The organism is Streptomyces sp. NBC_01320 (assembly GCF_035974375.1).
GTDB lineage: Bacteria > Actinomycetota > Actinomycetes > Streptomycetales > Streptomycetaceae > Streptomyces > Streptomyces yanii.
On the sequence record NZ_CP108390.1, the window covers coordinates 2,416,690 to 2,441,488 of the forward strand.

Below are 24,799 nucleotides of genomic sequence, written 5' to 3' on the forward strand. Positions count from 1 at the left end.
ATCATGAGGATTCTCCGCGCTGGGGACGAGGGACGGGAAGGGTCAGCCCTTGATGGCGCCGGTGAGTACGCCCTTGGTGAAGTACTTCTGCAGGAACGGGTAGAGCAGCAGAATCGGGATCAGCGCGAGCATGACGACCGCCATGGAGATCGACTGCTGGGGCGGCAGATGGGCCACGCCGAGCTGGTCGGCCGCCATCTGCTTGTTCTGCACCACATAGGTGCGCAGCAGCAGCTGGATGGGCCATTTGCCGGAGTCGTTGAGGTAGAGCATCGCGTTGAAGAAGGCGTTCCAGTACGTCACCGCGTAGAAGAGCCCGACGACGGCGATGACGCCCTTGGAAAGCGGCAGCACGATCCTGGTGAGGATCCGCCAGTCGCCCGCTCCGTCGATCCGGGCGGCCTGGTACAGCTCCTCGGGGATGTTCATGAAGAACGCCCTCATCACCACCAGATTGAAGGCGTTGACCAGGCCCGGCAGGATCAGCGCCCAGTACGAGTCGAGCAGTCCGAGCTCCTTGACCAGGACGTACATCGGGATCATGCCGGGGGCGAAGAGCAGGGTGAACAGGACGAGCAGCAGAACGGGCCTGCTGCCGGGGACGCCGCGCTTGCTCAGCGCATAGGCCAGGGCGATGGTCGTCAGCAGGGAGAGCGCCGTGCCGATGCCGGTGATCAGGACGCTGACTGTGACGGCGCGGGTGACCAGTCCGCCCGAGAGGATGGTGCGGTACGCCTGCAGGGTGGGCTCGGTCGGGAAGAGTACGTATCCCCCGGCGGCCGTGACCTCCTCGCGGGAGGCGAGACTGGTGGAGAGGACGACCAGGAACGGCAGGGTCATCACGGCCACGATGACGGTGAGGACGACGGCTTTGGCAGCCGAGCCCAGCCGGGTCGGTGGCTCCTCCCAGGCGGCCCTGCGGTCGGCGGTCCGGGGCTTCAGCAAGGGCAGTCCGATGGTCATTTGCTGTACACCCCTTGCTCTCCGAATGCATGGGCGAGCCGGTTGGCGCCCCAGATCATCAGTGCGCCGACCACGCCCTTGACCAGGCCGGCGACGGCGCCGATGCCCCAGTCGCCGTAGACCACGCCGTGGTAGTACACGTAGGTGTCGAGGACCTCGGAGGCCCGGGCGCCGACCGCGTCGCGCTGGAGGAGGAACTGCTCGAAGCCGACGGACAGTACGTCGCCGAGGCGCAGTACCAGCAGCATGATCGTGACGCCTCGGACGGCGGGCAGGGTGACGTGCCACATGCGTCGCCAGGGTCCGGCGCCGTCCACGGCAGCCGATTCGTACAGACTCTGGTCGACGTTGGCGAGCGCCGCCAGATAGATGATCATGCCCCAGCCGATGTCCTTCCAGATCACCTGTGCGGTGATCAGCATCGGGAAGGTGCCGGGATCCGTCATCACGTCGAGGGCCGAGAGCCCGTGGGCACGCAGGAAGTTGCTGATGAGTCCCGCTCCGCCGAGCACCTGCTGGAAGAGGGCGACGACCAGCACCCAGGAGATGAAGTGCGGGAGGTAGACGACGCTCTGCACGAACTTCTTCACGCGGCTGCTGACCAGGCTGTTGATGAGCAGCGCGAGGGCCAGCGGGGCGGGGAAGAAGAAGATCAGCTGCAGCGCGGCGAAGGCCAGCGTGTTGCGTACGGACTCCCAGAACGCCGGATCGGAGAAGAGCTCCTGGAAGTTGGCCAGGCCCACCCACGGGCTGCTTTTGAAGCCGATGAACGGCTGGTAGTCCTGGAAGGCAACGATGTTGCCCAGCATCGGCACGTAGAAGAAGACGGCGAAGAAGAGCAGGCCCGGGGCCATCAGGGCGAGCATCACCCAGTTGTTCCGCAGCCGGATCCGCAGCGGTACGCGCCGCAGCGGGGGCCGGCCGGTCTTCGCCCTGGGCGCTGGTGGGGACGCCGCCCGTGGGCTGCGCGTTGTTGCAGGGGATGTCACACGTACTCCCTGGCCTGACGGAACGACGAATTTAGAAACCAACTTTCGGAAAAGAGTGGCCACATCATCGAAGCGTCGGACCGGTACGTCAACAGCCATTCAGTCCTGTGGAGTTGGACTTTTCTGCACCGTGTTCTCGATATGTTCCAGTACCAGCCGGGCTGCCCCGATCGCAGTCGACTCCTCGCCGAGCGAGGAGTTCCGGACATGCGGCGTGTTGGGGCAGAGGGCGGCGAGTGACGCGGCGAACGGCTCGCTGAGCAGCGCTCCGGCCCGGGAGATACCGCCGCCGAGCACGACCAGCTCGGGATCGAGGGCGGCGACATGGGGCGCCAGGCAGGCGGCGAGCGACTCGGCGAAGGCGCGCAGCGCGTACCGTGCGCCGCCGTCCCCGGCCGCCGCAGCCTCGACCACGGCGCGGGCAGCGCTGTCCCGGGTGGGCAGCTCGGCGCCCTGGTGTCCGGCGGCCCAGTCCAGCAGCCGCCGGTAGGCAGCCGACCAGCCGTCCGGGGGCAGCAGTTCGCCCGCGGCGCCGCCGTGGCCCCGGTGCAGCCGGCCGTGCAGCCACAGGCCGATGCCGGGGCGGTTGCCCACGTAGAGGTAGATGGCGTCCCGGACCCCGACGGCCACTCCCCCGGCGCATTCGGCGAAGGTCGCCAGCTGGATGTCGTTGCCCACCAGTACCGGGCCCGGGGCGCTGTCCGCGAGCTCGCTCCCGAGGTCGAGTCCGGTCCAGCCGGGCAGCGCGGTGCTCCGCACCACCCGGCCCGCGAGGTCCACCATGCCGCTGGTGCCGATGCCGGTGGCCAGCGGGCGCACTCCGGCGCTCTCCGGCCGGGCCAGGCACGCCTCGATCGCCCCGCGGACGGTGTCCAGCCGTTCCCGGGCGGTCAGGGCGGGGGTGACGGCGACCCGTTCCGCGGCGACGGTGCGGCCGAGCAGGTCCACGGCGTGCACCAGCACCTTGTGCGCCCCGATGTCCACGCCGATGACATGTCCCGCCTCGGCCCGGAACCGGAAGCGGCGGGCCGGGCGGCCCACGGAACCGCTGTTGGCCCGCAGCTCCACCAGTCGGCCCTCGCGCAGCAGCTGCGCCGTGAGGTCCTGCGCGGTCGGCCGGGACACCCCGATCAGCCCGGCGAGTTCCGGCACGGTGACCTCGTCGCGTTCGCGCATCACCCGCAGGGCAGCGGCCGTGTTCAGTCGGCGCAGCAGCGAGGCGTCCCCACCCCGGTCCATGGCGTCTCCCTTGACAGCATGATCGTCGGATCTCCATGGTGTCCCATGGCGATTCAGCAACTTACCTAATAAATAGCGCCCTTGAGGGAGTGCGGACATGGGTGAGCAGGGCCATCCCGAGCTGCGGTGCGGGCTCGGTTCGTGGGACAGCGACATGTACGGCAATCATCGGATCCTGGTGCGTGCCCCCTCGGGCGGCCCCGTTCTCGGGGCGGAACTGCCGTGGCGGCGCAGGGATCCGGACCCCGGGGCGGTGGATGTCCTGGTCCTCGCCCCGTCCGGCAGCCGGGTACGGAACACGGTCCGGATCGAGGTGACGGCGGAGCGCGGCCGTATCGCGTTCGAGCCGGTGGAGGGTCCGGGCGACTACGCCGTGCACTATCTGCCGTACGCGCACACGGGCCGTCCCTACTATCCACAGGCCGCCTACCGGCATCCGACGCCGACCGCGGACCCCGACTGGGTGCACCGATGCGGGCTGCACCGGCCGGACGGGGTCTGGGCGTCGCTGCCGCGCGCGGAGGCGTTCCGGTACGAGGCCGTGAGCGCCGTCGACTCGTTCGCCCCGCTGGGGTTCGCGGCCACGGCCGACGAGTGCGCGGCGCTGACCGCTGCACATCCGGACGAGCCGTTCCTGCTGTTCGGCGAGGACCGCGACCATCCGCTGGGCCGGTACGACCGGCTGCCCGCCCCCTGGGCCCACGCCGTGCCGTCCGCCCCGTTCACCGGTGCGGCGTCGCGCGGCGAGTTCTACGTGCTGCAGGCCGGGGTGTACGCGGTGGAGGCGCTGACGGAGATCCGTACCGAGGTCCGGGGACTGCCGTTCCCGGTCCGGTCGCTCAGTGCGGGCGGCACCGACGCACGCGGGAAGCCGTTCGAGAACCGGATCGATGTCGTCAGGGGGCATGTCCACGCGCTCTGGTTCGGCCTGGACATCCCGGAGGCCGCCGAGCCCGGCACGTACGAGGGCGAGATCGCCGTACGCGCCCACGGCACCGGAGAGCAGGTGCTGCCGCTGCGGATCACCGTCGGTCCGCAGTCCGTTGCCGACCACGGCGCCGGGGACCCCGCCCGGCTGGCCCGGCTGCGCTGGCTGGACTCGACGCTCGGCCAGGACGACGAGATCGTCCCGCCGTTCACCCCGGTGAAGGTGGCCGGACGCCGCCTGGAGATCCTCGGCCGGGCGGTGGAGATCGGCCCCGCCGGGCTCCCGCAGCGACTCACCTCGTCGTTCACCTCCGGGGTGACGGGCACGGACGGTCCGGAACGCGATCTGCTCTCCGGACCGGTCACGTTCACGGTCGGCCACCCGCTCGACCACGGTCCGCTGAGGCTCGACCGGACCGGACCGGCGCGCGTCCGCTGGTCCTGCGAGGCCACCGGCCCGGGTCTCCGGCTGCGCGCCGAGGGAGCGTTGGAGGCAGACGGCTTCCTCGTCGTACGGACGACTGTCGAGGCGGTCGACGAGCTCGCCCTCGACGTGCGCCTGGACGTGCCGGTCCGGGCGGACATCGCCCGGTACGCGATGGGTCTCGGGCTGCCGGGGCAGGTCTGCCCGGAGACGTACGACTGGCAGTGGGACACCCCCGCCCACAACCAGGACGCGCTCTGGCTCGGCTCCCCCGCCGCGGGTGTCCAGCTCTCGCTGCGCGACGAGCACTACGCACGACCGCTGAACACCAACTACTACCGCGAGAAGCCCCTGGTCACGCCTCGCTCCTGGGCCGGCGACGGCAGCGGCGGGGTCCGGCTGCGCACCGAGGACGGGGTGCGGACGGTGAGCGCGTACAGCGGTCCGCTGCGGATGGCCGCCGGGGAGAGCCGCTGCTTCGAACTACGGCTGCTGCTCACCCCGTTCAAGCCGATCAGGCCCGGACTCCAGCTCGCCGAGCGCTACTTCCATGCGTACGCCGCCCCCGCGGAGGTCGCCGCCTACGGTGCGAACGTCGTCAACATCCATCACGCCACGCCGCCCAACCCGTACATCAACGACCCGCTGCTGGCCGCCGATGTGCTGCGGGACTACACCACCGAGGCACACCGGCTCGGCATCCGCGTCAAGGTGTACGACACCGTGCGTGAACTGACCCGGCACAACCCTGAGCTACCCGCCCTCGCCTCCCTGGGCAGCGAGGTCCTGGCGCCGGGGCCCGGCGGCGGACACGCCTGGCTGCGCGAGCATCTGGGCACGGACTACGTCCCCGGCTGGGTGGCGCCCGACGTCAGCGACGTCGCTGTGGTGACCTCGGGCGACTCGCGCTGGCACAACTCCTATGTGTGCGGAATCGACCGGCTCCGCCGCCGGATCGGGGTCGACGGACTCTACCTCGACGACGTGGCGTACGACCGGACCACCATGAAGCGGGTCCGCAAGACACTGGCCCGGTCCGGCGACACCGCGCCGCTGATCGATCTGCACTCCTGCAACCAGTACCGGGAGCCGGACGGCTTCGCGTCCAGCGCCAATCTGTACGCGGAGCTGATGCCGTACACCGACCGGCTCTGGCTGGGCGAGCTGTTCGACTACGAGGGGACCGACCCCGCGTACTGGCTGGTGGAGCTCTCCGGGATTCCGTTCGGGCTGATGGGCGAGATGCTGGAGGGTGGCGGCAACCCGTGGCGGGGCCTGGTGTTCGGGATGACGGCGCGCGCCCCGATGACCGATGTCCGGCCGCTGTGGCGGGCCTTCGACGCGCTGCGGCTGCCCGAAGCCGGCTTCACGGGATGGTGGGCGGACGAGCCGCCCGTGACGACCGGCCGGGCCGATGTACTCGCCTCCAGCTGGCAGGGACCGGGCGGGACGGCGACTGCGGTCGCTTCGTGGGCATCGACGCCGGTGGAGTGCGTGCTGACCGGCTCCGGCGACCCGGTCGCGGCGTACGCACCCGCGATCGAGGGTTTCCAGCCGGAACGCTCGTTCGCGGCGGGCGAGCCGGTCCCGGTGGCACCGGGCCGGGGGTGGCTGCTCTCCGTACGGCCGGCGCCCGCTCCACGCTGACCGCCACCGACCCCGCACCCGGCCACGCCGTACGCCCGGCCGAGTGCGGGGTCGCGCGCCGTACGTCGGCCGCCCCCTGTCCGTTCACCGCCCGGCCGACCGTTCACCGCACCATTCGCCGCTCCGTGCGACCGCTCGTCGCACGCCCCGGTGCATCTTCTGTTCGTCGCGGCCCCGATGCGTTCGTATACGGCGCAGGCAGCGGCGAGGCGGCAGGGGCCTCCGCGGGAAAGGGGCGTTCACCATGACCACGACGACCGATGAGCGGGCCCTCGCGGCGTTGCAGCGCGAACACGGTCCCGCGCTCCTCCACTTCCTGCTCGGTCTGACCTTCGGCGACCGGCAGCGCGCCGAGGATCTGCTCCAGGAGACGCTCGTACGCGCCTGGCAGCACCCCGAGGCGTTCGACAGTCCGTACGAATCGATGCGGCCCTGGCTCTTCACGGTCGCCCGGCGGCTGGCGATCGATGCGCGCAGGTCCCGTCAGGCCCGGCCGACGGAGGTCAGCGACCTCGTACTGGAGAGCGCCCCGGGCCGGGAGGACACGGCGGAGGCGACCGTCGCCGCGCTCGATGTCCGCGAGGCGGTGCGGACGCTCAGCCCGGAGCACCGTGCGGTGCTGGTCCAGATCTACTTCCGCGGGCTGAGCGTGGGCGAGACGGCGCAGGTGCTGGGCATACCGGCGGGCACGGTCAAGTCCCGTTCCTACTACGCGCTGCGCCTGCTCTCCCGCAACCTGCCCGGCTACTCCAGCAGGTCCTCCTCGCTCAGCAGGCCGAGCAAGGACACCGTCTCCGCGACCTCCACATAGCCGGCGGCGCATCCGTCGCAGTCCTGCAGATGCTGCGAGACCAGCCGGGCCTCCCCGTCGTTGAGCGCATCGAGCACATACGCGCCGAGCAATTGCCGCATGTGCGGTCCCTCCCCGGGATCGGCGGTCATCGCAACCTCGTGTCTGTGACGGATCGGGTCGGTCGGATCCTGTCCTTCTGGCCACGCGGGGCGCGCTCCCCCGGTTCAATGCTGCGTGTGGCCCGGTGCCGAGATGAGGAAGAGGCGAGACGGGATGCGTCCGGAACGTGCGGATGGAACCAGTGGGGACGGGCTGCTGGTCCCGATGGCCTGGATGTACGCCGAGTACATCGCCGATGAACTGCTGCGGACCGGCGATCTGATGGAGCCGTCGACGCTGGAGTACCGCGCGGGGCGCGAGGCGCTCGCCCTGACCATCTTCCTCTCCGACGGGGCGGTGGCCGATGCGCTGCCCGCGACCCGGATGGACGAGCTGCGGCTGCTCACGGCGTACGGGAGTGCCTGGCGCCGCTGGGTCTGCGAGCGGCTCGACGCGGCGGCGTCCGCGGTCCCCTCGCCGGACGACGGCCGGGATGTTCCGGATCCCGATCTGGCGCTGGCCCGGCGTGCCTGGCGGTGGCTGGACGAGACGGAGCTGCTCGCCACCGATCTCGACGCGATCGGGCCGCCGCCGTGGGAGCCGCTCGGCACCGAGGGCGACGAGGAGTGGGCGCAGGTGTCGGCCCAGGTGTGGACGCCCGCCTGGCAGCTGGGGCTGCCACTGGGGCATCTGGCGATCCATCTGTACTGAGCACGGCGGGTACCTTTGCCCCTCACGAACCGTGCACCCCGGCGCGGTACTTCGGCAGCCGCACCGTGATCTTCATCCCGGCGCCGATGCCCGTCTCGATCACGAGCCCGTAGTCGTCGCCGTACACCTGGCGGAGCCGCTCGTCGACGTTGAGCAGTCCGATGCCGGTGGAGTGTCCTCCTTCGCCGCGCAGGATGTGCCGCAGCCGCTCCGGGTCCATTCCGGTGCCGTCGTCCTCGATGACGACCTCTGCCTCCGAGCCCGCGTCCAGCGCGCTGATGGTGATGCGGCTGCGGGTGACGGCGCCTTCGAGTCCGTGCTTGACGGCGTTCTCGACCAGGGGCTGGAGGCACAGGAACGGCAGGGCGACGGGCAGGACTTCGGGGGCGACCTGGAGGGTGACCGCGAGCCGTTCACCGAAGCGGGCCCGGACGAGGGCCAGATACTGGTCGATGGAGTGCAACTCGTCGGCGAGGGTGGTGAAGTCGCCGTGGCTGCGGAACGAGTAGCGGGTGAAGTCGGCGAATTCCAGCAGCAGTTCGCGGGCCTGCTCGGGGTCGGTACGGACGAACGAGGCGATGGCGGCGAGGGAGTTGAAGATGAAGTGCGGGGATATCTGGGCACGCAGGGCCCTGATCTCGGCCTCGATGAGCTGCGTGCGGGACCGGTCGAGTTCGGCGAGCTCGAGTTGTACGCAGACCCAGCGGGCCACCTCTCCGGCTGCCCTGGCCAGGACCGCCGACTCGCGCGGGGCGTAGGCGATCAGGGTGCCGAGGACTCGGTGATCGACGGTCAACGGCACGGCGACGGCCCAGCGCAGCGGGCAGTCGAGGTCGTCGCAGTCGCTGTGGAAGGCGGTGTCGCGGCCGCTGGCGAGAAGCCCCTGCACCTGGTCCATGACGTGTCTGCCGTGGTGGTCGCCCTCGCCGTCCCAGACGAGGACCCGGTCCCTGTCGGTGAGACAGAGCGCGTCGGTGCCGAGCAGGGAACGCAGTCTGCGGGCTGACTTGCGGGCGCTCTCCTCGGTGAGTCCGGCGCGCAGCGGCGGCGCGGCGAGCGATGCGGTGTGCAGCGTCTCGAAGGTGGCATGCTCGACGGGGGTGCCGACATCGCTGGGGCGGACGGTGCGGGCCGTGCGGCGGCCGAGCAGGAACCCGGCGCCGAGCAGGAGGAGCACGAACAGGACGAGAACGGCGTACGTGGGCCCTGTCATCGGTGCCTCCCGGGTATCAGGGCCTCCGGCAGATGGAAGCGGGTCATCGCGGCATTCGTGCCGACCGGTATGCGACCGGGCGTGGCGAGCGACACCAGGACCATCGCGAGGAAGCCGACCGGCACCGACCAGACGGCGGGCCAGGCGAGCAGGGTGTGCGGCCAACCGGGCGGGCGCACCGCACCGCTGACGGTGATCGCGACGGACAGGAACGCGGAGCCGCCGCCGAGCACCAGTCCGGCGATCGCGCCCGGCGGCGTGAGCCGCCGCCACCAGATGCCGAGGACCAGCAGCGGGCAGAAGGACGACGCCGATACGGCGAACGCCATCCCCACGGAGTCCGCCACCGGCACCCGGCTCACCATGAGCGACCCGGCCAGCGGCACACACATGGCGAGAACGGTGGCCAGCCGGAAGTGCCGTACGCCGCGCGAGGGCAGGACGTCCTGGGTGATGACGCCGGCGACGGCCATCGTGAGTCCGGACGCGGTCGACAGGAACGCGGCGAAGGCGCCGCCCGCGATGAGCGCGCCGAGCAGGTCACCGCCGAGCCCGCCGACGACGCGTGCGGGCAGCAGCAGCACGGCGGCGTCCGCGTCCCCGCCATGGATCAGCTCGGGGGCGTACAGCCTGCCCAGTGCCCCGTACACGGGCGGCAGCAGGTAGAACACGCCGATCAGGGCGAGGACGGCGACGGTGGTGCGCCGGGCGTCGCGGCCGTTCGGACTGGTGTAGAAGCGGACGACGACGTGCGGCAGCCCCATCGTTCCGAGGAACGTCGCGATGATGAGCCCGTAGGTCGCGTACAGCGGATGGTCGGCCCGGAAGACGGACAGCTGCTCGTCGAAGGTGACCCGTGGCCGCCCGTCACCCTGCCAGGCCAGCACCAGGAAGATCGCGGGGACCAGAAGCGCCGTCAGTTTCAGCCAGTACTGGAAGACCTGGACGAAGGTGATGGACCGCATGCCGCCCGCCGCGACGGCGACCACGACGACGGCTGCGACGAGCACATCGCCGAGCCAGCCGGGCGCCCCGGTCAGGATCTTCAGGGTGAGCCCGGCACCCTGGAGCTGCGGTACGAGGTAGAGCCAGCCCGCCCCGACGACGAGCACGCTCACCAGCCTGCGCACCTGCCGCGATTCGAGCCGCCCCTCCGCGAAGTCGGGCAAGGTGTACGCCCCCGAGCGGCGCAGCGGCGCGGCGACGAAGACCAGCAGCACCAGATAGCCGGCGGTGTAGCCGACCGGGTACCAGAGCATGTCGGGGCCGTGCACGAGCACCAGGCCGGCGATGCCGAGGAAGGATGCGGCGGAGAGGTACTCGCCGCTGATCGCGGCGGCGTTGAGCCGGGGGCGCACGGTGCGGGAGGCGACGTAGAAGTCCGAGGTGGTACGGGAGATGCGCAGCCCGAAACCGCCGACGAGGACGGTGGCGAGAACGACGGCGGCGACGGCCACCACCGCGTACGTGCGGCTCACTGTGCGGGTCGGCCTTCCACGAGCCGGGCGAAGTCGCGCTCGTTGCGCTCGGCCCGCCGCACGTACCACCAGGCGATCAGGGTCAGCGGCGGGTAGGCGGCGAAGCCGAGGACCGCCCAGACGACGGCGGCGCTGTGCAGGGCGGCGAAGACCAGCGGCAGCGTGCCGACGACGACAGCGAGAACGGTGAACGCGGTGAGTCCGGCGCGCAGCTGGCTTCGCATCAGCGAGCGGACGTAGGCGCCGCCGAGCGCGGTCTGCTCGTCGATCTCCGACTGGGTGCGGTAGCGGGGCAGCGGGCGCACCCGCCGGGGCTCCCCCGTCACCACTTCACGCCGGGGCGTCGACTCTGCGGACATGGGCCCGGAGTGTACGCAGCCGGGGACCCCTCTGGGAAGCTTTCGGACCTGGGTAGTCCCTGGTCAGCGGCCCGTCTGCCGCATGAGTAGATCACGCAGGGCGCGGGTGTGTCGGCGGCTCACGGCAAGCGACGCGGTGCCGATGCGGACGCTCATGCTGCCCGCGTCGAGCCGCAGCTCGTCGATCCGGCCGAGGGCGACGAGATGGCGGCGGTGAATGCGGACGAATCCGCGCGAGCGCCAACGTTCCTCCAGGGTGGTGAGGGGGATCCGGACGAGGTGGCTGCCGCCCGCGGTGTGCAGCCTGGCGTAGTCGCCCTGCGCCTCCGCGTACGCGATGTCGTCGATCGGGATGAACCGGATCACTCCGCCCAGTTCGACGGCTATCTGGTCGGCTGCGGTGTCCTGGAGGGAAGCGGAGCGGTCGCCGACCTGTTCGGCGACGCGGCGGACGGCTTCGGCCAGGCGTTCGCGACGGACAGGCTTGAGAACGTAGTCGACGGCTTTGAGGTCGAAGGCGTGGACGGCGAACCCTTCGTGGGCGGTGACGAAGACGATGAGCGGGGGCGCTGCGAACCCGGCCAGCAGCTGGGCGACATCGAGTCCGGTGAGGCCCGCCATGTGAATGTCGAGGAAGACGACATCGATGGCGGACGGGTCGTCGGGACCGGCGTCGACGGCACCGCCGATCCGGCGCAGCGCCTCGGTGGCCCCGGTGGCACCTTCGGCGCTGCGGATGCGGGGGTCGGCGCGCAGGAGGTAGAGCAGCTCCTCCAGGGCGGGTGCTTCGTCGTCGACGGCGAGTACGCGCAGCATGAGGCCGGAGTGTAGAGCGTGTCCGTTGGTGTTGGCTTGAGTGATTCACGGGTGCGTTCCGTACCGGACTGCATGCGCACCCCGGAACCTCATCGCCATGTCGGCGCCTACGCACTGGGCGTGCTGAGCGCTGCCGATGCCTTCCGCTTCGAGGAGCATCTGGCGCAGTGCCCGTTGTGCGAGATCCGGGCGGCGGAGTTCCGCGCGGTGACGGCCGTGCTCGGGGAGTACGCCCGGCGGACGCCGCCGGGGGTGGATCCGGTGGTTCGGGCGGGTCCCGAGCTGGTGCGGCGGGCGGTGGGCGCGGTGGTGGCCGGGCGGCGCAGGAGCCGCCGCAGACGTCTGGCGCTGGTGGCCGCCGCGGTGGTCCTGGCGGTGGGCGGGCCGCTCGCGGTGATCGGCACGCCGGCTGGGCCTGCGGGAACGGTGCAGGCGCAGCGATGGGCGGCGACGGACCGGGCCACGGGGATGGCGGCCGTGGTCACGGCCGGGGCCAAGGAGTGGGGCACGGACGTCGGTCTGGAGGTGGCGCGGGTGCCGGAGGCGGGGGTGTGCGCGCTGGTGGCGGTCGGACGGGACGGCAGCGAGGAGACGGTCACCACCTGGTCGGTGACCGGGCCGGACGAGGAGACGCTGGTGGTGCACGGCGGGGCCGCGTTGCGCCCGGCGGCCATCGACCGTTTCGAGGTGCGTGCCGCGGACGGGCGGCAGCTGCTGGAACTCACCCGCCGCTCTATTTGAGGAGTCGGGAGAGACGACGGTCGGCCAGTGGCCTGCCGCCGGTCTGACAGGTCGGGCAGTACTGGAGCGAGAAGTCGCTGAACGAGACCTCCCGGATGATGTCCCCGCAGACGGGGCACGGTTCGCCCGTGCGGCCGTGGACACGCAGCCCGCTCTTCTTCTCCGCCTTGAGCTTCCCGGCCGCCACTCCGCTGGAGCGTGCGACGGCGTCGCGGAGAGTGGTGCGCAGGGCCGTGTACAGCCGGGTGATGTCGTCGTCGGTGAGGCTCGCGGCGAGTGTGAACGGAGACATCCTCGCGGCGTGCAGGATCTCGTCGCTGTAGGCGTTGCCGATGCCCGCAATCAGGGACTGGTCGCGGAGGGCACCCTTGACCCGGCGCCGTTCCCCGGCAAGCAGTGCGGCGAACGCGTCCCGGTCGAAGGAGGCGTCGAGCGGGTCGGGTCCGAGGCGGGCGATGCCGGGCACCTCGCCGGGGTCGTGCACGAGGTACACGGCGAGGCGTTTGGTGGTACCTGCCTCGGTGAGGTCGAAGCCGTCCCCGCCGGTGAGTACGGCACGCAGCGCCAGGGGGCCCTTGCCGGGGCGCGGCGGAGCGGCGGGAAAGCTGTCCTTCCAGTGCAGCCAGCCCGCCCGGGCCAGATGGGTGATCAGATGCAGCGGGCCGACGCCGATGTCCAGGAACTTGCCGCGCCGGGCGATGCCGGTGACCGTGCCGCCTTCCAGGGCGGTGAGCGGTGGGTCGTACGTCTTGAGCACACTGACGGCGAGCGGCAGGACGCGGGCGATCTCCTTGCCGACCAGGTTCTCGTCGAGAAAGACCCGCAGCGCCTCGATCTCCGGTAGTTCGGGCATGGATCCCAGGATGCCGCAGCCCGCTGCGCCCTGCCACCGCCCTCAGAGCCTGTAGGTCCGCTCCGCGGTGGTCGCGAAGACCGCCGACCGCTCGTCCGCGCCCAGTCCCTCGGTGAGGGCGCGTGCGGCGTCGACGACCTCCGTATAACTCGCCGCGAGCCGGCAGACCGGCCAGTCGGAGCCGAACATCAGGCGGTCGGGCCCGAAGGCGTCGAGGACGGTGTCGGAGTACGGGCGGAGGTCGTCGACCGTCCAGGAGCGCAGGTCTGCCTCGGTCACCAGGCCGGAGAGTTTGCAGACGGTGTTGGGCCGGTCGGCCAGCGCCCGGACGTCTTCCGCCCAGGGGTGCAGGCTCCGGGTGGCGATGGGCGGCTTGCCCGCATGGTCGAGTACGAAGGTGAGTTCCGGCAGCAGCGCGGCGGCCCTGACGGTTGCGGGCAGCTGGTGGGGCTGGACGACCAGGTCGTAGACGAGTCCGGCGGCGGCCACGGCGGACAGTCCGCGCTGCACCTCGGGGCGCAGCAGCCACTCGGGGTCGGGTTCGCCCTGGACCTGGTGGCGGATGGCTACGAGCCGGTCGCCACCGGGGAGTTCGCGCAGGGCGGCGAGGGTGTCGGCAATGCCGGGCGCGGTGAGGTCGGTCCAGCCGACGACCCCCGCGACGAGGTCGTTGTCGTCGGCGAGGGCGAGGAACTCGGGGGTCTCCTCGGGGACGGTGACGGTCTGGACGAGGACCGTGGCGTACACCCCGGCGGCGCGGGCCTCGGGCTCCAGGTCGGTCAGGGTGAAGGTGCGCCGGAGCGGGGCCAGTTCCTCGCCGTTGATCCACTCCTGGTCGCGTACCGACAGGTCCCACACGTGGTGGTGGGCGTCGACGATCCGTTGCCGGCCGGTCATGTCACAGCTCCCAGGCGACGGGGAGACCGGCTTCGGCGCCGTCCGACGAGTAGTCGTGGGCCACGTCGAAGAGTTCGTCCATCCGGGCCTGCCAGGCGACGTTGACGGGCAGCTGCTCGAGCTCGGCGAGGAGCCGGGCGTAGTCCTCGCACTCGATGACGTGGAACAGCTCGGTGCCGCTGCGCCAGATCGTCCAGGAGGTGGCGCCCGCAGCGCGGATCGCCGCGGTGAGCTCCGTGGGAACTTCGCGGTGCGCCGCCTCGTACTCCTCGATCCGGTCGGCGCGGACCTTGGTGTGCAGGGCGATTCTCATGGCCGGTGTCCGTCCTCGGTGAGCAGGCCCTCGGCGCGCAGTTCGTCCCAGAGGGCGTCGGGGACCTCGCGGGAGAGCAGGTCGGCGGCGTCGCGCATCTCGTCGGGCGAGCGGGTGCCGACGAGCACCGTGGCGACGGCGGGGTGGGCGAGCGGGTAGTGCAGGGCGGCGGCGCGCAGCGGTACGCCGTGGCCCTCGGCGACGGCCTTCATGCGCAGGGCCCGGTCGAGAAGGGTCAGCGGGGCGGCCGCGTAGTCGTAGGTCGCACCGGGGCGCGGGTCGGCGAGCAGCCCGGAGTTGAAGACTCCGCCGACGACGACGCTGCGGCCGCGTGCGGTCGCCTCGGGCAGCAGCTCGGCGAGCGCGGACTGGTCGAGCAGGGTGTAGCGCCCCGCGCAGAGGACGGTGTCCACGTCGGTGTCGCGGAGGAAGCGGGTGAGCATCGCGGTCTGGTTCATGCCTGCGCCGATGGCTCCGACGACGCCTTCCGCGCGCAGCTTCTCCAGGGCCGGGTAGGCCTCACGGAAGGCGGCTTCGGCGTGGTCGTCCGGGTCGTGCAGGTAGGCGATGTCGATGCGGTCGAGACCGAGCCGTTCGAGGCTGTCCTCGATGCTGCGGCGTACGCCGTCGGCGCTGAAGTCCCAGCGGCGGCGGTGGGTGGCGGGCACGGCGAAGCCTTCGGAGAGGCCGTCGTACGAGGCGATCGGGCCGGCCGGGAGTGGGTCGAGCAGCCGGCCGACCTTGGTGGAGACCACGTAGGAGTCGCGCGGCCGGTGACGCAGGGCCGCGCCCAGCCTGCGTTCGGAGAGGCCGAGCCCGTAGTGCGGTGCCGTGTCGAAGTAGCGGACGCCCTCGTCCCAGGCGGCGTCCACGGCGGCCGCGGCCTGGGCGGGGTCGACCTCACGGAAGAGGTTGCCGATGGCGGCGGCCCCGAACGACAGCTCGGTCACCTCCACCGCACTGGTTCCCAGCCTGTTTCGCCGCATGCCGCTGCCGCCCTCACCGATGATCGTTAATTCCTGCACAACGAATATTCATCGGATCACTTCGGCACGTCAACACCCTTGGCCCCACGAAATACCACGCCGCCGCCAAAATCTGTCCGATCTATCAGGACCGTTGGGAGGGTTGTGCGACCGGCAGCAGGGCGAGCAGCTCGCGCAGCTCGTCCTCCGCGCAACGGGCCAGTCGCTCCAGGTCGGGGACCGCCTTGCCGTCGGCCACCAGGCCGATCTGCACCCGGCCGCCGTACGTGGACAGGGCGATGGCCAGTGACTGCCCGCGCGCCAGCGGCGCCATCGGGTAGACGGCCCGCAGCGGGCAGCCACCCAGCGAGAGCGCCGAGCGCGGCAGTGGCACGCTGGTGACCAGCACGTCGAAGAGCATCCTGGCGGCGCTGCCGGCGAGCGGGGCGCCGAATCGGTGGGCCAGTGAGGGCAGTTGATCGGCGAGCACCGCGACGGCGCCCGCACCCCGCAGTGGTCCGGCGGCCTTGTTGCGGTTCATGGCGGTGCGGACGAGGCGCAGCCGCTCCCAGGGGTCGGACTCGGAGACGGGGAGCCCGACCAGATAGGCGGAGAGCCGGTTTCCGGAGGCTGCGCCGGTGCCGGGCCTGCGCCGGGAGACCGGCACGAGGGCGCGCGGGTCGGCGACCGGCAGCTGCTCGCCGCGCTCCACCATCCAGCGGCGGAGCGCTCCGGCGACGACGCCGAGCAGGACGTCGTTGGTGGTCCCGCCCGCGACCCGGCGGATCCGGTGGACGGACTCGCCGTCCAACTCCGCGGTGGCCAGCCGCCGGGTGCCGCTGGAGATCGCGGTGAGCGCGGGGGCGCCGCGCAGATCGAGGCGGCTGGCCCGCACGACGGAGGCACCGACCCCGAACGCCCGCGAGAGGTCCTCGATCCGGCCCAGCGCGAATCCGGCCACCTGGCGCGGCCCAGGCATCCACGAGCGGGGCGGGACCGGGCGTGCCCGACGGGCGCTCGCACCGCCGCGGGCGCGGGCTCCGAGGGAGGCGATCTCGTCGAAGATCCCGGCGCCGATGGCCACGGCGCGCATGCCGTCGGCGAGCGCGTGGTGAAGCTTGACGAGCACGGCGAAGGGACCCTCGTCGGCACCGGAGATGACGTACATCTCCCAGGGCGGCAGCCCCCGCTCCAGCGGCCGCTCCATCAGCTCGCCGGCAAGCCGGGTGGCCCCAGCCATGAAGCCGCCGTCCGGCGACTCGTCGTCCCGGGGCAGCAGCACGCGTTGGACGTGACGGAAGACGTCGAAGTCCTTGTCGGCGGACCAGGCGGCGCCGCCGACCGGCAGCAGGACGTCCCGTACGCGCATCCGCAGCCGTGGGATCGCCGCGGCGCGGGCGCCGAGCAGCTCCACCACGGCGTCCGCGGTGACGCCCGGCGCCGGGGCGGGCGCCGGCGAGAAGACGGCGAGCGCGCCGAGGTGCATGGGGTGCGCATCGGTTTCGAGGTGCCAGAAAGCCAGATCGAGAGGTGCCAGTAGTTCAGTGCCCAACGGTTCCTCATGTCATCGAAGACAAAGATTGCCGGAGTCAACGACTGCCGCAGTCGCAGTCAATCGCCCGCGATCGGTTACGGTCAAGTACATACATGTTACTTTCTGTTACTGTCGGGTAGTCCGCATCACGCCCATCGGTGTCAATCCTCGCCACATGTCACTCGCGCCCCGGGACGATGAACTCGCACCACACGCACTTGCCGCTGCCGCGGGACTCCACCCCCCAGGCGTCCGTCAGCCGGTCCACCAGCATCAGCCCACGCCCGGAGACGCCGGACACCCCCGCGTCACGAGGGCGCGGCAGCGCGCTCGACCGGTCCTCGACATCGACCCGCAGCCGCCGTTCGGGCCCGGCGAGCACCCGGACGGTGACAATCGCCCCGCCGTCGGTGTGCATCAGCGCGTTGGTGATCAGTTCATCGGCGGCCAGCTCGGCCTCGTCCGCCCGGTCCTTCGCGCCCCAGGCCCGCACCGCCGCGCGGATCATGTGCCGGGCCGAGCTCAGCGCCTCCGGATCGTTCTGGGCGACATGCTGCTGGAGCCGGCCGCCGGGCTGCGGCGCGTGGGTGGCCTTGCGGCGCAGCAGCAGGACCGCCACGTCGTCCTCGCCGCCTCGCTCGTCGACCGTTTCGCACAGCTGGTCGGCCAGCCTCTGGAGGTCCCGTGATCCGCCCCGGATCACGGAGGTGAGTAGCTGCATGCCCTCGTCGAGATCGGCGCCCGGCAGCTCCACCAGGCCGTCGGTGTACAGCACCATCGTCTGGCCGGGGTCCAGCTCGACGGTGCTGACCGGGTATTCGAGCCGGCCGAACTCGGCCGAGAGCCCCAGCGGCAGCCCTCCCTCGGCGGGCAGCCTGCGGCAGCTGCCGTCGACGTCGCGTACCAGCGGCTCGACATGCCCCGCCCGGACGAGCTGCACCACCCCGGTGGTCAGGTCGACCTCGGCGTAGGTGCAGGTCGCGAAGCGGTCGGTGTCGAGCTCATGGAGGAAGACGGAGGCGCGGGCCATGACTGCGGCCGGGCTGTGCCCCTCGGCGGCGTAGGCCCGCAGGACGATGCGCAGCTGTCCCATGACCGCCGCCGCGTCCGTGTCGTGGCCCTGGACGTCGCCGATGACGGCGCCCACCCGGCCGCCGGGCAGCAAAATGACGTCGTACCAGTCGCCCCCGATGTCCCGACCGAGCCTCGCCGAGCGGTACCTGACGGCGATCTGCGCGCCCGGCACATCCGGGACCCGGCGTGGCAGCATGGCCTGCTGGAGCCCCTCGGCGAGGTCGTGCTCCTGCTCGTAGAGCATGGCCCGCTGCAGGCTCTGGGCGATGGAGCTGCCGAGGGCGACCAGCAGATTGCGTTCGTCGCCGGTGAAGCCGTCCTTGTCGCCGTAGAGGAGTCCGAGGGCGCCGATGGGGCGGGCCTGGGCGATCAGCGGCAGATAGGCGGCGGAGGTGATGCCGAGGTCACTGATGTGCGGCCACAGGATCGGGTACGAGGTGGCGAAGTCCTCGGCGGACTCGATGAAGCGGGGCGCGAGGGTGCGGACCACTTCACTCATCGGGTACGGCTCGTCCGTACGGGTGTACCGGGTGCCCGGCACGAAGGACCCCTCGGGCCCGTCGGCCACCAGATGGATGCGCCCCGCCTCGATCAACCCCATGACGAGGCTGGTGGCTCCGAGCAGGACCAGCCCCTGGGAGTGCTTGAGTACGTCGATGACGTCCCTGACGGTGCGGGCGTGGGCCAGGGCGGCCGTGGCGCCCTCCACCAGCCTCGTGCGCCGGCGCCGCTCCTCGTCCTGCTCGTGGCGGACTGTGGAATCGGCCAGCTCTTGGGTGGCGTCCCTGACTATGCCGATGATCCGGCGCGGGCGGCCGGTCACGTCACGGCGGATGAAGCCCTGGGTGTGGGTCCAGCGCATCGTGCCGTCGCGCCGAAGGATCCGGAAGTACGCGCCGTAGTTGCTCTCTCCGCTCTTGAGTGCCTGCGAGACCAGCGCATCGAGGCGCACCCTCTCGTCCGGCGGCACACGTGGGGAGAGGCTCTCCGGCCGGTTGCCGTATTCATCGGCCCGCAGGTCGAACACGTCGAGCGCGGGCCGGTCCATGTGCATGAGTCCGCTGTCGAGGTCCCAGTCGAAGCTGCCCATACGGTTCAGGGCGAGGCTGAGATCCGGGTGGGCGGGCCAGTCATCCGGGAGTGACAGGGCACCCGCCACCCGATCGTCCATGTGGGACACTTTGCCATTGATTGCCCGATTCCTCGAACGATCCCGTCCGACGGACGGCAGGGCGAAGCGCTTCCGTAAACAGGCCTGGGCCCACAAGTGGTTGCCGCGGCTACCAGCCGAATCCGCTGGTGCGCCACTCACGGCCGTCGGGTGTGACGGCGAGCGCCTCGTACCCGTCCAGCGACTCCAGCCAGCCGCGTGCTCCACCGCCCATGGCGAACGCAGCCGTGGCAAAGGCGTCCGTCAGGGTCAGCGCCTGCCCGACCACGGTGATCGATGCAAGGCCCAGGGCCGGTGTACCGGTGTGCGGGTCGAGGATGTGCGCGCCGCGTTCGGCCGTTCCGGAGGTGGCGACTGCCAGATCGCGCCCGGTCACCACGGTGGCCAGCGTCCCGCGGCGCAGGGGGTGGGCGACACCGATCCGCCAAGGGGCGCCGGGGGCGGCCTCGCCACGCAGCTGAAGGTCGCCGCCGCCGTTCACACAGGTGTTGTGCGCGCCGCTCTCGTACAGCAGCTGCGAGGCGGCCTCGACCGCCCACCCCTTGACCAGCCCGGAGGGGTCGAGGACACCGCCGGGTGTGGCACTGAACCAGCCACGGCTGACCCGGGTGACATCGCCGCACAGGTCCAGGACCTCACGGACCTCGGCCGGACACGTGCCGAGCCCGGACTCGCCGCAGCCCAGCCGGCTGATGGCACTGTCCGGACGGTAGGTGGAGAACACCGCGTCGACGTGGTGCAGCCCGCGCACCGCATCGTCGAGGGCGCGACGGATCGCAGGGGTGGGCCGGTCCCTGATGTCGAAGGAGAACACCGTGCCCATCACGTGCTCGACATGGCGCAGCCCCTGCCCGCGATCAGCCACCGGCCCGGTCCAATGCGCTCTGCAGGGACTCCATATAGCCCTGACTGGTGTAGCTGGCTCCGGAGACGGAGTCGATGTCCGCGCTCTGGGCACCCAGCGCCTCCTGGGTGAGCCGGGGCAGCGCGAACGCGGCGATCTCCTGATCGCGGCCGTTCTCATCGGGCGCCCGGAGCACCCGCACGGCGGTGAGCTTCCCCTTGACGAGGGTCGCGGCGACCTGTACCGGTCCGTACCGCGTGTCGACCGTGTCGCCGTTGAACGTGCCCGTCGCGGCGGCGGTGCCGGGCGGGGCGCCGGTGGACGTGCGCGGGGAGGCCGTGGTCGCCGGCCGCCCGACCGCGTCGAGGAGACCGGGCGGTTGGTGCGGTTTCAGGGACAGCAGGGCCACGACCAGGGCACTGGTGCCGGTGGTGGTGAGGACGGCTCGGCGCATGCTGGTTCTCCTCGGGGCACTCATCAGAACGCGAACGACTCGTGGTGGATGCGGCGGCGCGGCACTCCGGCGTCGCGCAGGGCGCGGATCGCCGCCTCGGTCATGCCGGGCGGACCGCAGAGGTAGACGTCGTGCGCGGCCAGTCCGGGGACCAGACGGCTGAGAGCCGGTGCGGTCAGCGGGGAACCCCCGTCGACGACGTAGTGGACCGTGGTGCGGCGGTGGGCGGCGATGGCGTCCAGCTCGGCGCGCAGTGCCAGGTCCTCGGCCCGTCGGGCGCGGTAGACGAGCGTCACCGGTCCCGGAAGCGTCTCGAAGAGGGTCCGCAGCGGAGTGATGCCGACCCCGCCGGCCAGCAGCAGCACCTGGCGGGCGGTACGACGGCGCGCGGTGAAGCTCCCGTACGGTCCCTCGGCCCAGACCCGGGTGCCGGGTGCGAGACGCGCCAGCGCGGCGCTGTGGGCGCCGTCGGCCTTGACGGTGATCCGCAGATGGCGGGGGTGGGCGGGCGCGGAGAGCGAGTACGGGTTGGCGGTCCACCACAGGCCCGGGGTGAGGAAGCGCCAGCGGAAGAACTGCCCCGGCTCGGCCCCCAGCTCGTCCAGGTGCTCGCCGGTGAGGTGTACGGAGACGACGCCGGGGGCTTCGGCGTACACGGCGGTCACGGTCAGCCGGTGCCTCAGCGCGCGCCGTACCGGGACCACGAACCGGTACCAGACGATCAGGGCGGCGGCGCCCAGGTAGAGGGCGTACCACGCCAGCTGCGCGGGTCGGTTGCCGACGAAGTCGGCGCCGTTGGAGAGCTGATGGCCGAAGGCGAGAAAGATCGCCATATAGGTGGCGAAGTGAAGGTAGTGCCAGGTCTCGTAGCTCATCCTGCGGCGGGCGGCGCGGGCGGAGACGGCGCCCGTGAGGAGGAGGAGCAGGAAGCCCACGGTGCCCTTGAGGAGGTCCGGGTAGTGAAGGACCAGGACGGAGGTCTGGCTCACCAGGTCCGTGTGGGCGCTGAGGGAGTAACCCCAGATGACCAGAAGGGTGTGGGCCAGGGCCAGGGAGACGGTCCACCGGCCGCCGAGGGCGTGCAGGCGCGCCAGCCGGTCGGTTCCGATGCTGTGGTCCAGCAGGGGGATGCGGGCCATCAGCACCACCAGGACCGCGCACGCGTACCCGGCCAGCAGCCCGGTGATGCGCCCGGCGTTGGTCAGCCAGCCCGCCATGCCGACAACGGCCGACGTGTCACTCCACCACAGGGCGAGCACGGCCACGGCCCCCGCGTAAATGACAGCGGACACAAGATGCGGGGCCGCGCTGCGCGGCGGGAGGCGGTGGCGGGTGCCCTTGCTCGCATACGGCGAGGCGGGGACTGTGGTGGTCATGGAGCTCCCCTCGTAACGGACCGCTCGGGCGGTCACTGGCGGCAAGCCTCGCAGCGCATCCTCTGCGTACCTTCTGAATGGGCGGCCGGCCCCCCCGGTCCGCCGGGATTCCGGCGGCAACTCAGAGGCAACTCAGAGGGAACTCAGAGGTCCCCGGAGCCCCGCCGCCGTCTGCGTCGGGGGATGCTGGACAGACCATGGACAACCACCGCACACAGCCACCCCCCCTGCATCGCCCCGACGGAGGCCCGGTGCGGGTGCTGGTCATCGACGACGAACCCGATCTGACCGAGGTGCTGGCCGGAGCACTGACCGGCGAGGGCTGGCAGGTCCGTACGGCCGCGGACGGCGCCTCCGCCCTGGCCGCGGCGCGCGAGTTCCTGCCGGACGCCGTCGTGCTGGACTGGATGCTGCCCGACATGGACGGGCTGCGCGTGCTGCGGGAGCTGCGCCGCGAGGCCCGTGAGGTGTGCGTGCTGTTCCTGACCGCCCGCGATGCTGTGGAGGACCGTATCGCCGGGATCACGGCGGGCGGCGACGACTACGTGACCAAGCCGTTCAGCTTGGAGGAGGTCCTCGCCCGCCTGCGCGGGCTGCTGCGGCGGGCCGGGATGGCCAGTGCGCCGGGCCGGCACCGGCTGACGGTCGGCGAGCTCACCATGGACGAGGAGGCCAGGGAGGTCCGACGCGGCGGCGCCGTCGTCGAGCTGTCCCGCACCGAGTTCGAGCTGCTGCGCTTCCTGATGCGCAATCCGCGCCGGGTGCTGTCCAAGGAACAGATCCTCGACCGGGTCTGGGCATACGATTTCGGCGGCCGCGCCCATGTCGTCGAGCTGTACATCAGCTATCTCCGCAAGAAGATCGACGCGGGCCGCACTCCCATGATCCATACAGTGCGCGGACTGGGGTACGTCCTGAAACCGGATCCGTCATGAGGCGGCCGCCGCCGCACACGCTGCGGGGGCAGCTCACCACCGGGCTCGTCCTGCTGCTCGCCGCCGCATGTCTCGCGGTCGGACTCACCACCGCCTTCGCCCTCCAGGGCTTCCTGGTGCGCCGCCTGGACCAGCAACTGACGGCGGCCGGCGGCAGGTTTCCTGCCAGCCTGGAGCACGAAGCCGCGCGGGACGCCGACAACCGCCCCGACTCGCGGGGCCAGGCCGACTCCACCTTCGGCGCCAGGCTGCTGAACGGCCGGGTGACCCAGGCCGCCGTGGTCGATGAGCAGAACGTCCGCAAGGTGCCGTTGACCGCCGACGACCGGCGCACGCTCGCGGCCGTGCCCGACGACGGGGAGGGCCGGAGCGTTCGGCTCTCCGCGCTCGGTGGCTACCGGGTCGCGGCCGTCGCCGGCGACGACCGGGACGTGCTGATCACCGGACTGCCGCTGCACCCCGTGGAAGAGACCCTGCATCGGCTCGAAGCGGTCGAGGGGGTCGTGTTCGGCGCGGCCCTGCTCGCCACCGGGGTCGCCGGAGCCCTGTGGGTGCGGGTCTCCCTGCGCCCCCTGCGGCGCGTCACGCAGCAGGCGGTCGGCGTGGCCCGGCTGCCGCTGGCCAGTGGCGAGGTCGCCATGCCCGACCCGCTGCCCGTCACCGATCCTCGCACCGAGGTCGGGCAGGTCGGCACCGCGTTGAACCGCATGCTCGGACACATCGGGGACGCGCTCGCCCGGCGGCAGGCGAGCGAGGAACGGCTGCGGCACTTCGCCGCCGACGCCAGCCACGAGCTGCGCACACCCGTCGCCAACATCCGTGGCCACGCCGAACTCGCCCTGCGCCACCACGGCCCCGTGCCCGCCGAGGTCCGGCACGCCCTGGAACGTATTCAGTCGGAGTCCGGGCGGATGAGCCGCCTGGTCGACGATCTGCTGCTGCTCGCCCGCCTCGACGCGGGGCGCGAGCTCGACCACGAACCGGTCGATCTGACCCTCCTCGTACTCGACGCGACCGACGACGCACGGGCCGCGAGTCCCGGCCACCGCTGGCTCCTCGACCTCCCCGAGGAACCCGTGACCGTCACCGGCGACGCGCACCGTCTCCAGCAGGTGATCGGCAATCTCCTCGCCAACGCCCGGGTACACACCCCTGACGGTACGGAGGTGACGGTGCGGCTCCGCGCGGAGGCCGCCGAGGTCCGGCTGACCGTCACGGACAACGGGCCGGGCATCCCCGACGCGCTGCTGCCGGAGATCTTCGGGCGCTTCGTCCGCACCGACCCCAGCCGCTCAAGGGCCACCGGCAGCACCGGACTCGGCCTGGCCATCGTGCGCGCGGTGGTCACCGCCCACGGCGGCACGGCCGATGTCGTGAGCCGGCCGGGACACACGGCATTCCGGGTGTCCCTCCCGCGCTGACCCAGGATCCTCGCCCGCCCCCGCTATCCCTCGTCGAAGTAGGCGTACGGCGCCACGGACACGCCCTCCGCGACGGCCCGCTCGTCGTCCTCCGAGGCGGCCGGATCGAGGTCTCCCGCGCTCAGTGAGTGCATGGACCAGACGGCGAAGCCGACGTGGAAGTCGTGGCCGATGCTGGAGGGGGTGCTCGTGTATCCCTTGGCGTGGAGCTCGGCAACGACGTCATCGAGGAATCGGTGGGTCAGCCGGACGCCGTCGTAGCGGGCTTCGGCATCGTCGATGCCGCCGTGGTGGGCGATCTCCACGAGTTCGACCGTGTCGTCCGCCGCGTAGGTGATCACCAGCGTGGGCGAGGTGGCGTAGACGGCGCGGTCACCGCCGGGCCCGTGGTGCGGCTGCCCCACGCGCTCCTCGACCTGGGCACGCGGATCACCGATCTTGACGAGGTCGACGCCGCGTCCGGGAATGATCTCCATGCGGGACATCCTGCCTCCTGCGGCGAGCCCGGTCACCTGCTCCCCGCCGCCGTCGCCTTGAACGCGTTCAAGAAAGCCTCTAGGGTC

24 protein-coding genes are annotated in these 24,799 nt (G+C 71.5%); 6 read left to right on the top strand and 18 right to left on the bottom strand.

From position 1 onward, the window contains the following. Positions 1-42 precede the first annotated feature (42 nt). From OG395_RS11360 to OG395_RS11370, 3 genes are all read right to left on the bottom strand, one after another. Positions 43-963: a carbohydrate ABC transporter permease gene (locus tag OG395_RS11360; RefSeq protein WP_327242789.1), complete on the bottom strand. Its 921-nt coding sequence runs from the start codon at positions 961-963 to the stop codon at positions 43-45. Further along, on the bottom strand, positions 960-1,829 hold the full coding sequence (locus tag OG395_RS11365; protein WP_442818751.1) for an ABC transporter permease: 870 nt from the start codon (positions 1,827-1,829) through the stop codon (positions 960-962). Before OG395_RS11365 ends, OG395_RS11360 begins: the two co-directional genes overlap by 4 nt. A gap of 222 nt (positions 1,830-2,051) precedes the next feature. After that, positions 2,052-3,191, bottom strand: a complete 1,140-nt coding sequence (locus tag OG395_RS11370; RefSeq protein WP_327242790.1) for an ROK family protein — start codon at positions 3,189-3,191, stop codon at positions 2,052-2,054. Positions 3,192-3,288: 97 nt separating this feature from the next. On the opposite strand from OG395_RS11370, the gene OG395_RS11375 reads away from it, so the two are divergent. Next, a complete protein-coding gene (locus OG395_RS11375) occupies positions 3,289-6,189 on the top strand; it encodes a glycoside hydrolase domain-containing protein (RefSeq protein WP_327242791.1) in 2,901 nt (966 codons plus the stop codon). Positions 6,190-6,433: 244 nt separating this feature from the next. Then, a complete protein-coding gene (locus OG395_RS11380) occupies positions 6,434-7,000 on the top strand; it encodes a sigma-70 family RNA polymerase sigma factor (RefSeq protein ID WP_327242792.1) in 567 nt (188 codons plus the stop codon). Here OG395_RS11380 and OG395_RS11385 read toward each other — a convergent pair. Continuing rightward, on the bottom strand, positions 6,934-7,131 hold the full coding sequence (locus OG395_RS11385; RefSeq protein WP_327242793.1) for a zf-HC2 domain-containing protein: 198 nt from the start codon (positions 7,129-7,131) through the stop codon (positions 6,934-6,936). The two genes, OG395_RS11380 and OG395_RS11385, sit on opposite strands and share 67 nt — an antisense overlap. A gap of 124 nt (positions 7,132-7,255) precedes the next feature. Here OG395_RS11385 and OG395_RS11390 point away from each other — a divergent pair, with 124 nt between their 5' ends. Next, a complete protein-coding gene (locus tag OG395_RS11390) occupies positions 7,256-7,792 on the top strand; it encodes a hypothetical protein (protein WP_327242794.1) in 537 nt (178 codons plus the stop codon). A gap of 22 nt (positions 7,793-7,814) precedes the next feature. On the opposite strand, the gene OG395_RS11395 is transcribed toward OG395_RS11390, so the two are convergent. From OG395_RS11395 to OG395_RS11410, 4 genes are all read right to left on the bottom strand, one after another. Continuing rightward, positions 7,815-9,005, bottom strand: a complete 1,191-nt coding sequence (locus tag OG395_RS11395) for a sensor histidine kinase (protein ID WP_327242795.1) — start codon at positions 9,003-9,005, stop codon at positions 7,815-7,817. Then, positions 9,002-10,483, bottom strand: coding sequence for a sodium/solute symporter (locus tag OG395_RS11400; RefSeq protein ID WP_327242796.1), 1,482 nt, complete (start codon positions 10,481-10,483; stop codon positions 9,002-9,004). Before OG395_RS11400 ends, OG395_RS11395 begins: the two co-directional genes overlap by 4 nt. Beyond that, the gene (locus OG395_RS11405) at positions 10,480-10,842 is read right to left on the bottom strand and encodes a hypothetical protein (RefSeq protein ID WP_327242797.1); all 363 of its coding nucleotides are present in this window, start codon (positions 10,840-10,842) and stop codon (positions 10,480-10,482) included. Before OG395_RS11405 ends, OG395_RS11400 begins: the two co-directional genes overlap by 4 nt. A 63-nt stretch (positions 10,843-10,905) precedes the next feature. Continuing rightward, on the bottom strand, positions 10,906-11,658 hold the full coding sequence (locus OG395_RS11410) for a LytR/AlgR family response regulator transcription factor (protein WP_327242798.1): 753 nt from the start codon (positions 11,656-11,658) through the stop codon (positions 10,906-10,908). Positions 11,659-11,694: 36 nt separating this feature from the next. On the opposite strand from OG395_RS11410, the gene OG395_RS11415 reads away from it, so the two are divergent. Next, positions 11,695-12,399 carry an anti-sigma factor family protein gene (locus tag OG395_RS11415; RefSeq protein WP_327242799.1) on the top strand — a complete coding sequence of 235 codons (705 nt, stop codon included), beginning with the start codon at positions 11,695-11,697 and terminating at the stop codon, positions 12,397-12,399. On the opposite strand, the gene OG395_RS11420 is transcribed toward OG395_RS11415, so the two are convergent. The 9 genes from OG395_RS11420 to OG395_RS11460 form a co-directional block, all read right to left on the bottom strand. Next, entirely contained in the window at positions 12,392-13,252 is an 861-nt protein-coding gene (locus OG395_RS11420; RefSeq protein WP_327242800.1) for an Fpg/Nei family DNA glycosylase, read from the bottom strand. The genes OG395_RS11415 and OG395_RS11420 overlap by 8 nt on opposite strands. A 42-nt stretch (positions 13,253-13,294) precedes the next feature. Further along, positions 13,295-14,149, bottom strand: a complete 855-nt coding sequence (locus OG395_RS11425; protein ID WP_327242801.1) for an amidohydrolase family protein — start codon at positions 14,147-14,149, stop codon at positions 13,295-13,297. A gap of 1 nt (position 14,150) precedes the next feature. Then, the gene (locus OG395_RS11430) at positions 14,151-14,462 is read right to left on the bottom strand and encodes an L-rhamnose mutarotase (RefSeq protein WP_327242802.1); all 312 of its coding nucleotides are present in this window, start codon (positions 14,460-14,462) and stop codon (positions 14,151-14,153) included. After that, on the bottom strand, positions 14,459-15,448 hold the full coding sequence (locus OG395_RS11435) for an aldo/keto reductase (RefSeq protein WP_327242803.1): 990 nt from the start codon (positions 15,446-15,448) through the stop codon (positions 14,459-14,461). The genes OG395_RS11430 and OG395_RS11435 overlap by 4 nt, the downstream gene beginning before the upstream one ends. A gap of 124 nt (positions 15,449-15,572) precedes the next feature. After that, on the bottom strand, positions 15,573-16,979 hold the full coding sequence (locus OG395_RS11440; protein WP_327242804.1) for a wax ester/triacylglycerol synthase family O-acyltransferase: 1,407 nt from the start codon (positions 16,977-16,979) through the stop codon (positions 15,573-15,575). A gap of 160 nt (positions 16,980-17,139) precedes the next feature. Further along, a complete protein-coding gene (locus OG395_RS11445; RefSeq protein ID WP_327242805.1) occupies positions 17,140-19,206 on the bottom strand; it encodes a SpoIIE family protein phosphatase in 2,067 nt (688 codons plus the stop codon). Between the two features lie 109 nt (positions 19,207-19,315). After that, positions 19,316-20,029 (bottom strand): FAD:protein FMN transferase, encoded by a 714-nt coding sequence (locus OG395_RS11450; protein ID WP_327249311.1) that lies wholly within the window; start codon positions 20,027-20,029, stop codon positions 19,316-19,318. Positions 20,030-20,063: 34 nt separating this feature from the next. After that, positions 20,064-20,504, bottom strand: a complete 441-nt coding sequence (locus OG395_RS11455; RefSeq protein ID WP_327242806.1) for an FMN-binding protein — start codon at positions 20,502-20,504, stop codon at positions 20,064-20,066. A 23-nt stretch (positions 20,505-20,527) separates the two neighbouring features. After that, on the bottom strand, positions 20,528-21,880 hold the full coding sequence (locus OG395_RS11460; RefSeq protein WP_327242807.1) for a ferredoxin reductase family protein: 1,353 nt from the start codon (positions 21,878-21,880) through the stop codon (positions 20,528-20,530). Between the two features lie 197 nt (positions 21,881-22,077). Between OG395_RS11460 and OG395_RS11465 the strand changes: the two genes are divergently transcribed. Continuing rightward, positions 22,078-22,815 (top strand): response regulator transcription factor, encoded by a 738-nt coding sequence (locus OG395_RS11465; protein ID WP_327242808.1) that lies wholly within the window; start codon positions 22,078-22,080, stop codon positions 22,813-22,815. Beyond that, the gene (locus tag OG395_RS11470; protein ID WP_327242809.1) at positions 22,812-24,236 is read left to right on the top strand and encodes a sensor histidine kinase; all 1,425 of its coding nucleotides are present in this window, start codon (positions 22,812-22,814) and stop codon (positions 24,234-24,236) included. The genes OG395_RS11465 and OG395_RS11470 overlap by 4 nt, the downstream gene beginning before the upstream one ends. A gap of 23 nt (positions 24,237-24,259) precedes the next feature. On the opposite strand, the gene OG395_RS11475 is transcribed toward OG395_RS11470, so the two are convergent. Continuing rightward, on the bottom strand, positions 24,260-24,712 hold the full coding sequence (locus OG395_RS11475) for a hypothetical protein (protein ID WP_327242810.1): 453 nt from the start codon (positions 24,710-24,712) through the stop codon (positions 24,260-24,262). Positions 24,713-24,799: the final 87 nt, after the last annotated feature.

Bases quoted from the DNA above. Each gene is read 5' to 3' on its own strand.
- OG395_RS11370 (WP_327242790.1), bottom strand. From the start codon at position 3,191: ATGGACCGGGGTGGGGACGCCTCGCTGCTGCGCCGACTGAACACGGCC.
- OG395_RS11435 (WP_327242803.1), bottom strand. From the start codon at position 15,448: ATGCGGCGAAACAGGCTGGGAACCAGTGCGGTGGAGGTGACCGAGCTG.
- OG395_RS11385 (WP_327242793.1), bottom strand. From the start codon at position 7,131: ATGACCGCCGATCCCGGGGAGGGACCGCACATGCGGCAATTGCTCGGC.
- OG395_RS11430 (WP_327242802.1), bottom strand. From the start codon at position 14,462: ATGAGAATCGCCCTGCACACCAAGGTCCGCGCCGACCGGATCGAGGAG.
- OG395_RS11475 (WP_327242810.1), bottom strand. From the start codon at position 24,712: ATGGAGATCATTCCCGGACGCGGCGTCGACCTCGTCAAGATCGGTGAT.
- OG395_RS11375 (WP_327242791.1), top strand. From the start codon at position 3,289: ATGGGTGAGCAGGGCCATCCCGAGCTGCGGTGCGGGCTCGGTTCGTGG.
- OG395_RS11455 (WP_327242806.1), bottom strand. From the start codon at position 20,504: ATGCGCCGAGCCGTCCTCACCACCACCGGCACCAGTGCCCTGGTCGTG.
- OG395_RS11380 (WP_327242792.1), top strand. From the start codon at position 6,434: ATGACCACGACGACCGATGAGCGGGCCCTCGCGGCGTTGCAGCGCGAA.
- OG395_RS11360 (WP_327242789.1), bottom strand. From the start codon at position 963: ATGACCATCGGACTGCCCTTGCTGAAGCCCCGGACCGCCGACCGCAGG.
- OG395_RS11470 (WP_327242809.1), top strand. From the start codon at position 22,812: ATGAGGCGGCCGCCGCCGCACACGCTGCGGGGGCAGCTCACCACCGGG.
- OG395_RS11425 (WP_327242801.1), bottom strand. From the start codon at position 14,149: ATGACCGGCCGGCAACGGATCGTCGACGCCCACCACCACGTGTGGGAC.
- OG395_RS11445 (WP_327242805.1), bottom strand. From the start codon at position 19,206: ATGGACGATCGGGTGGCGGGTGCCCTGTCACTCCCGGATGACTGGCCC.
- OG395_RS11420 (WP_327242800.1), bottom strand. From the start codon at position 13,252: ATGCCCGAACTACCGGAGATCGAGGCGCTGCGGGTCTTTCTCGACGAG.
- OG395_RS11405 (WP_327242797.1), bottom strand. From the start codon at position 10,842: ATGTCCGCAGAGTCGACGCCCCGGCGTGAAGTGGTGACGGGGGAGCCC.
- OG395_RS11450 (WP_327249311.1), bottom strand. From the start codon at position 20,029: ATGGGCACGGTGTTCTCCTTCGACATCAGGGACCGGCCCACCCCTGCG.
- OG395_RS11390 (WP_327242794.1), top strand. From the start codon at position 7,256: ATGCGTCCGGAACGTGCGGATGGAACCAGTGGGGACGGGCTGCTGGTC.
- OG395_RS11395 (WP_327242795.1), bottom strand. From the start codon at position 9,005: ATGACAGGGCCCACGTACGCCGTTCTCGTCCTGTTCGTGCTCCTCCTG.
- OG395_RS11465 (WP_327242808.1), top strand. From the start codon at position 22,078: ATGGACAACCACCGCACACAGCCACCCCCCCTGCATCGCCCCGACGGA.
- OG395_RS11410 (WP_327242798.1), bottom strand. From the start codon at position 11,658: ATGCTGCGCGTACTCGCCGTCGACGACGAAGCACCCGCCCTGGAGGAG.
- OG395_RS11460 (WP_327242807.1), bottom strand. From the start codon at position 21,880: ATGACCACCACAGTCCCCGCCTCGCCGTATGCGAGCAAGGGCACCCGC.
- OG395_RS11365 (WP_442818751.1), bottom strand. From the start codon at position 1,829: ATGCTCGCCCTGATGGCCCCGGGCCTGCTCTTCTTCGCCGTCTTCTTC.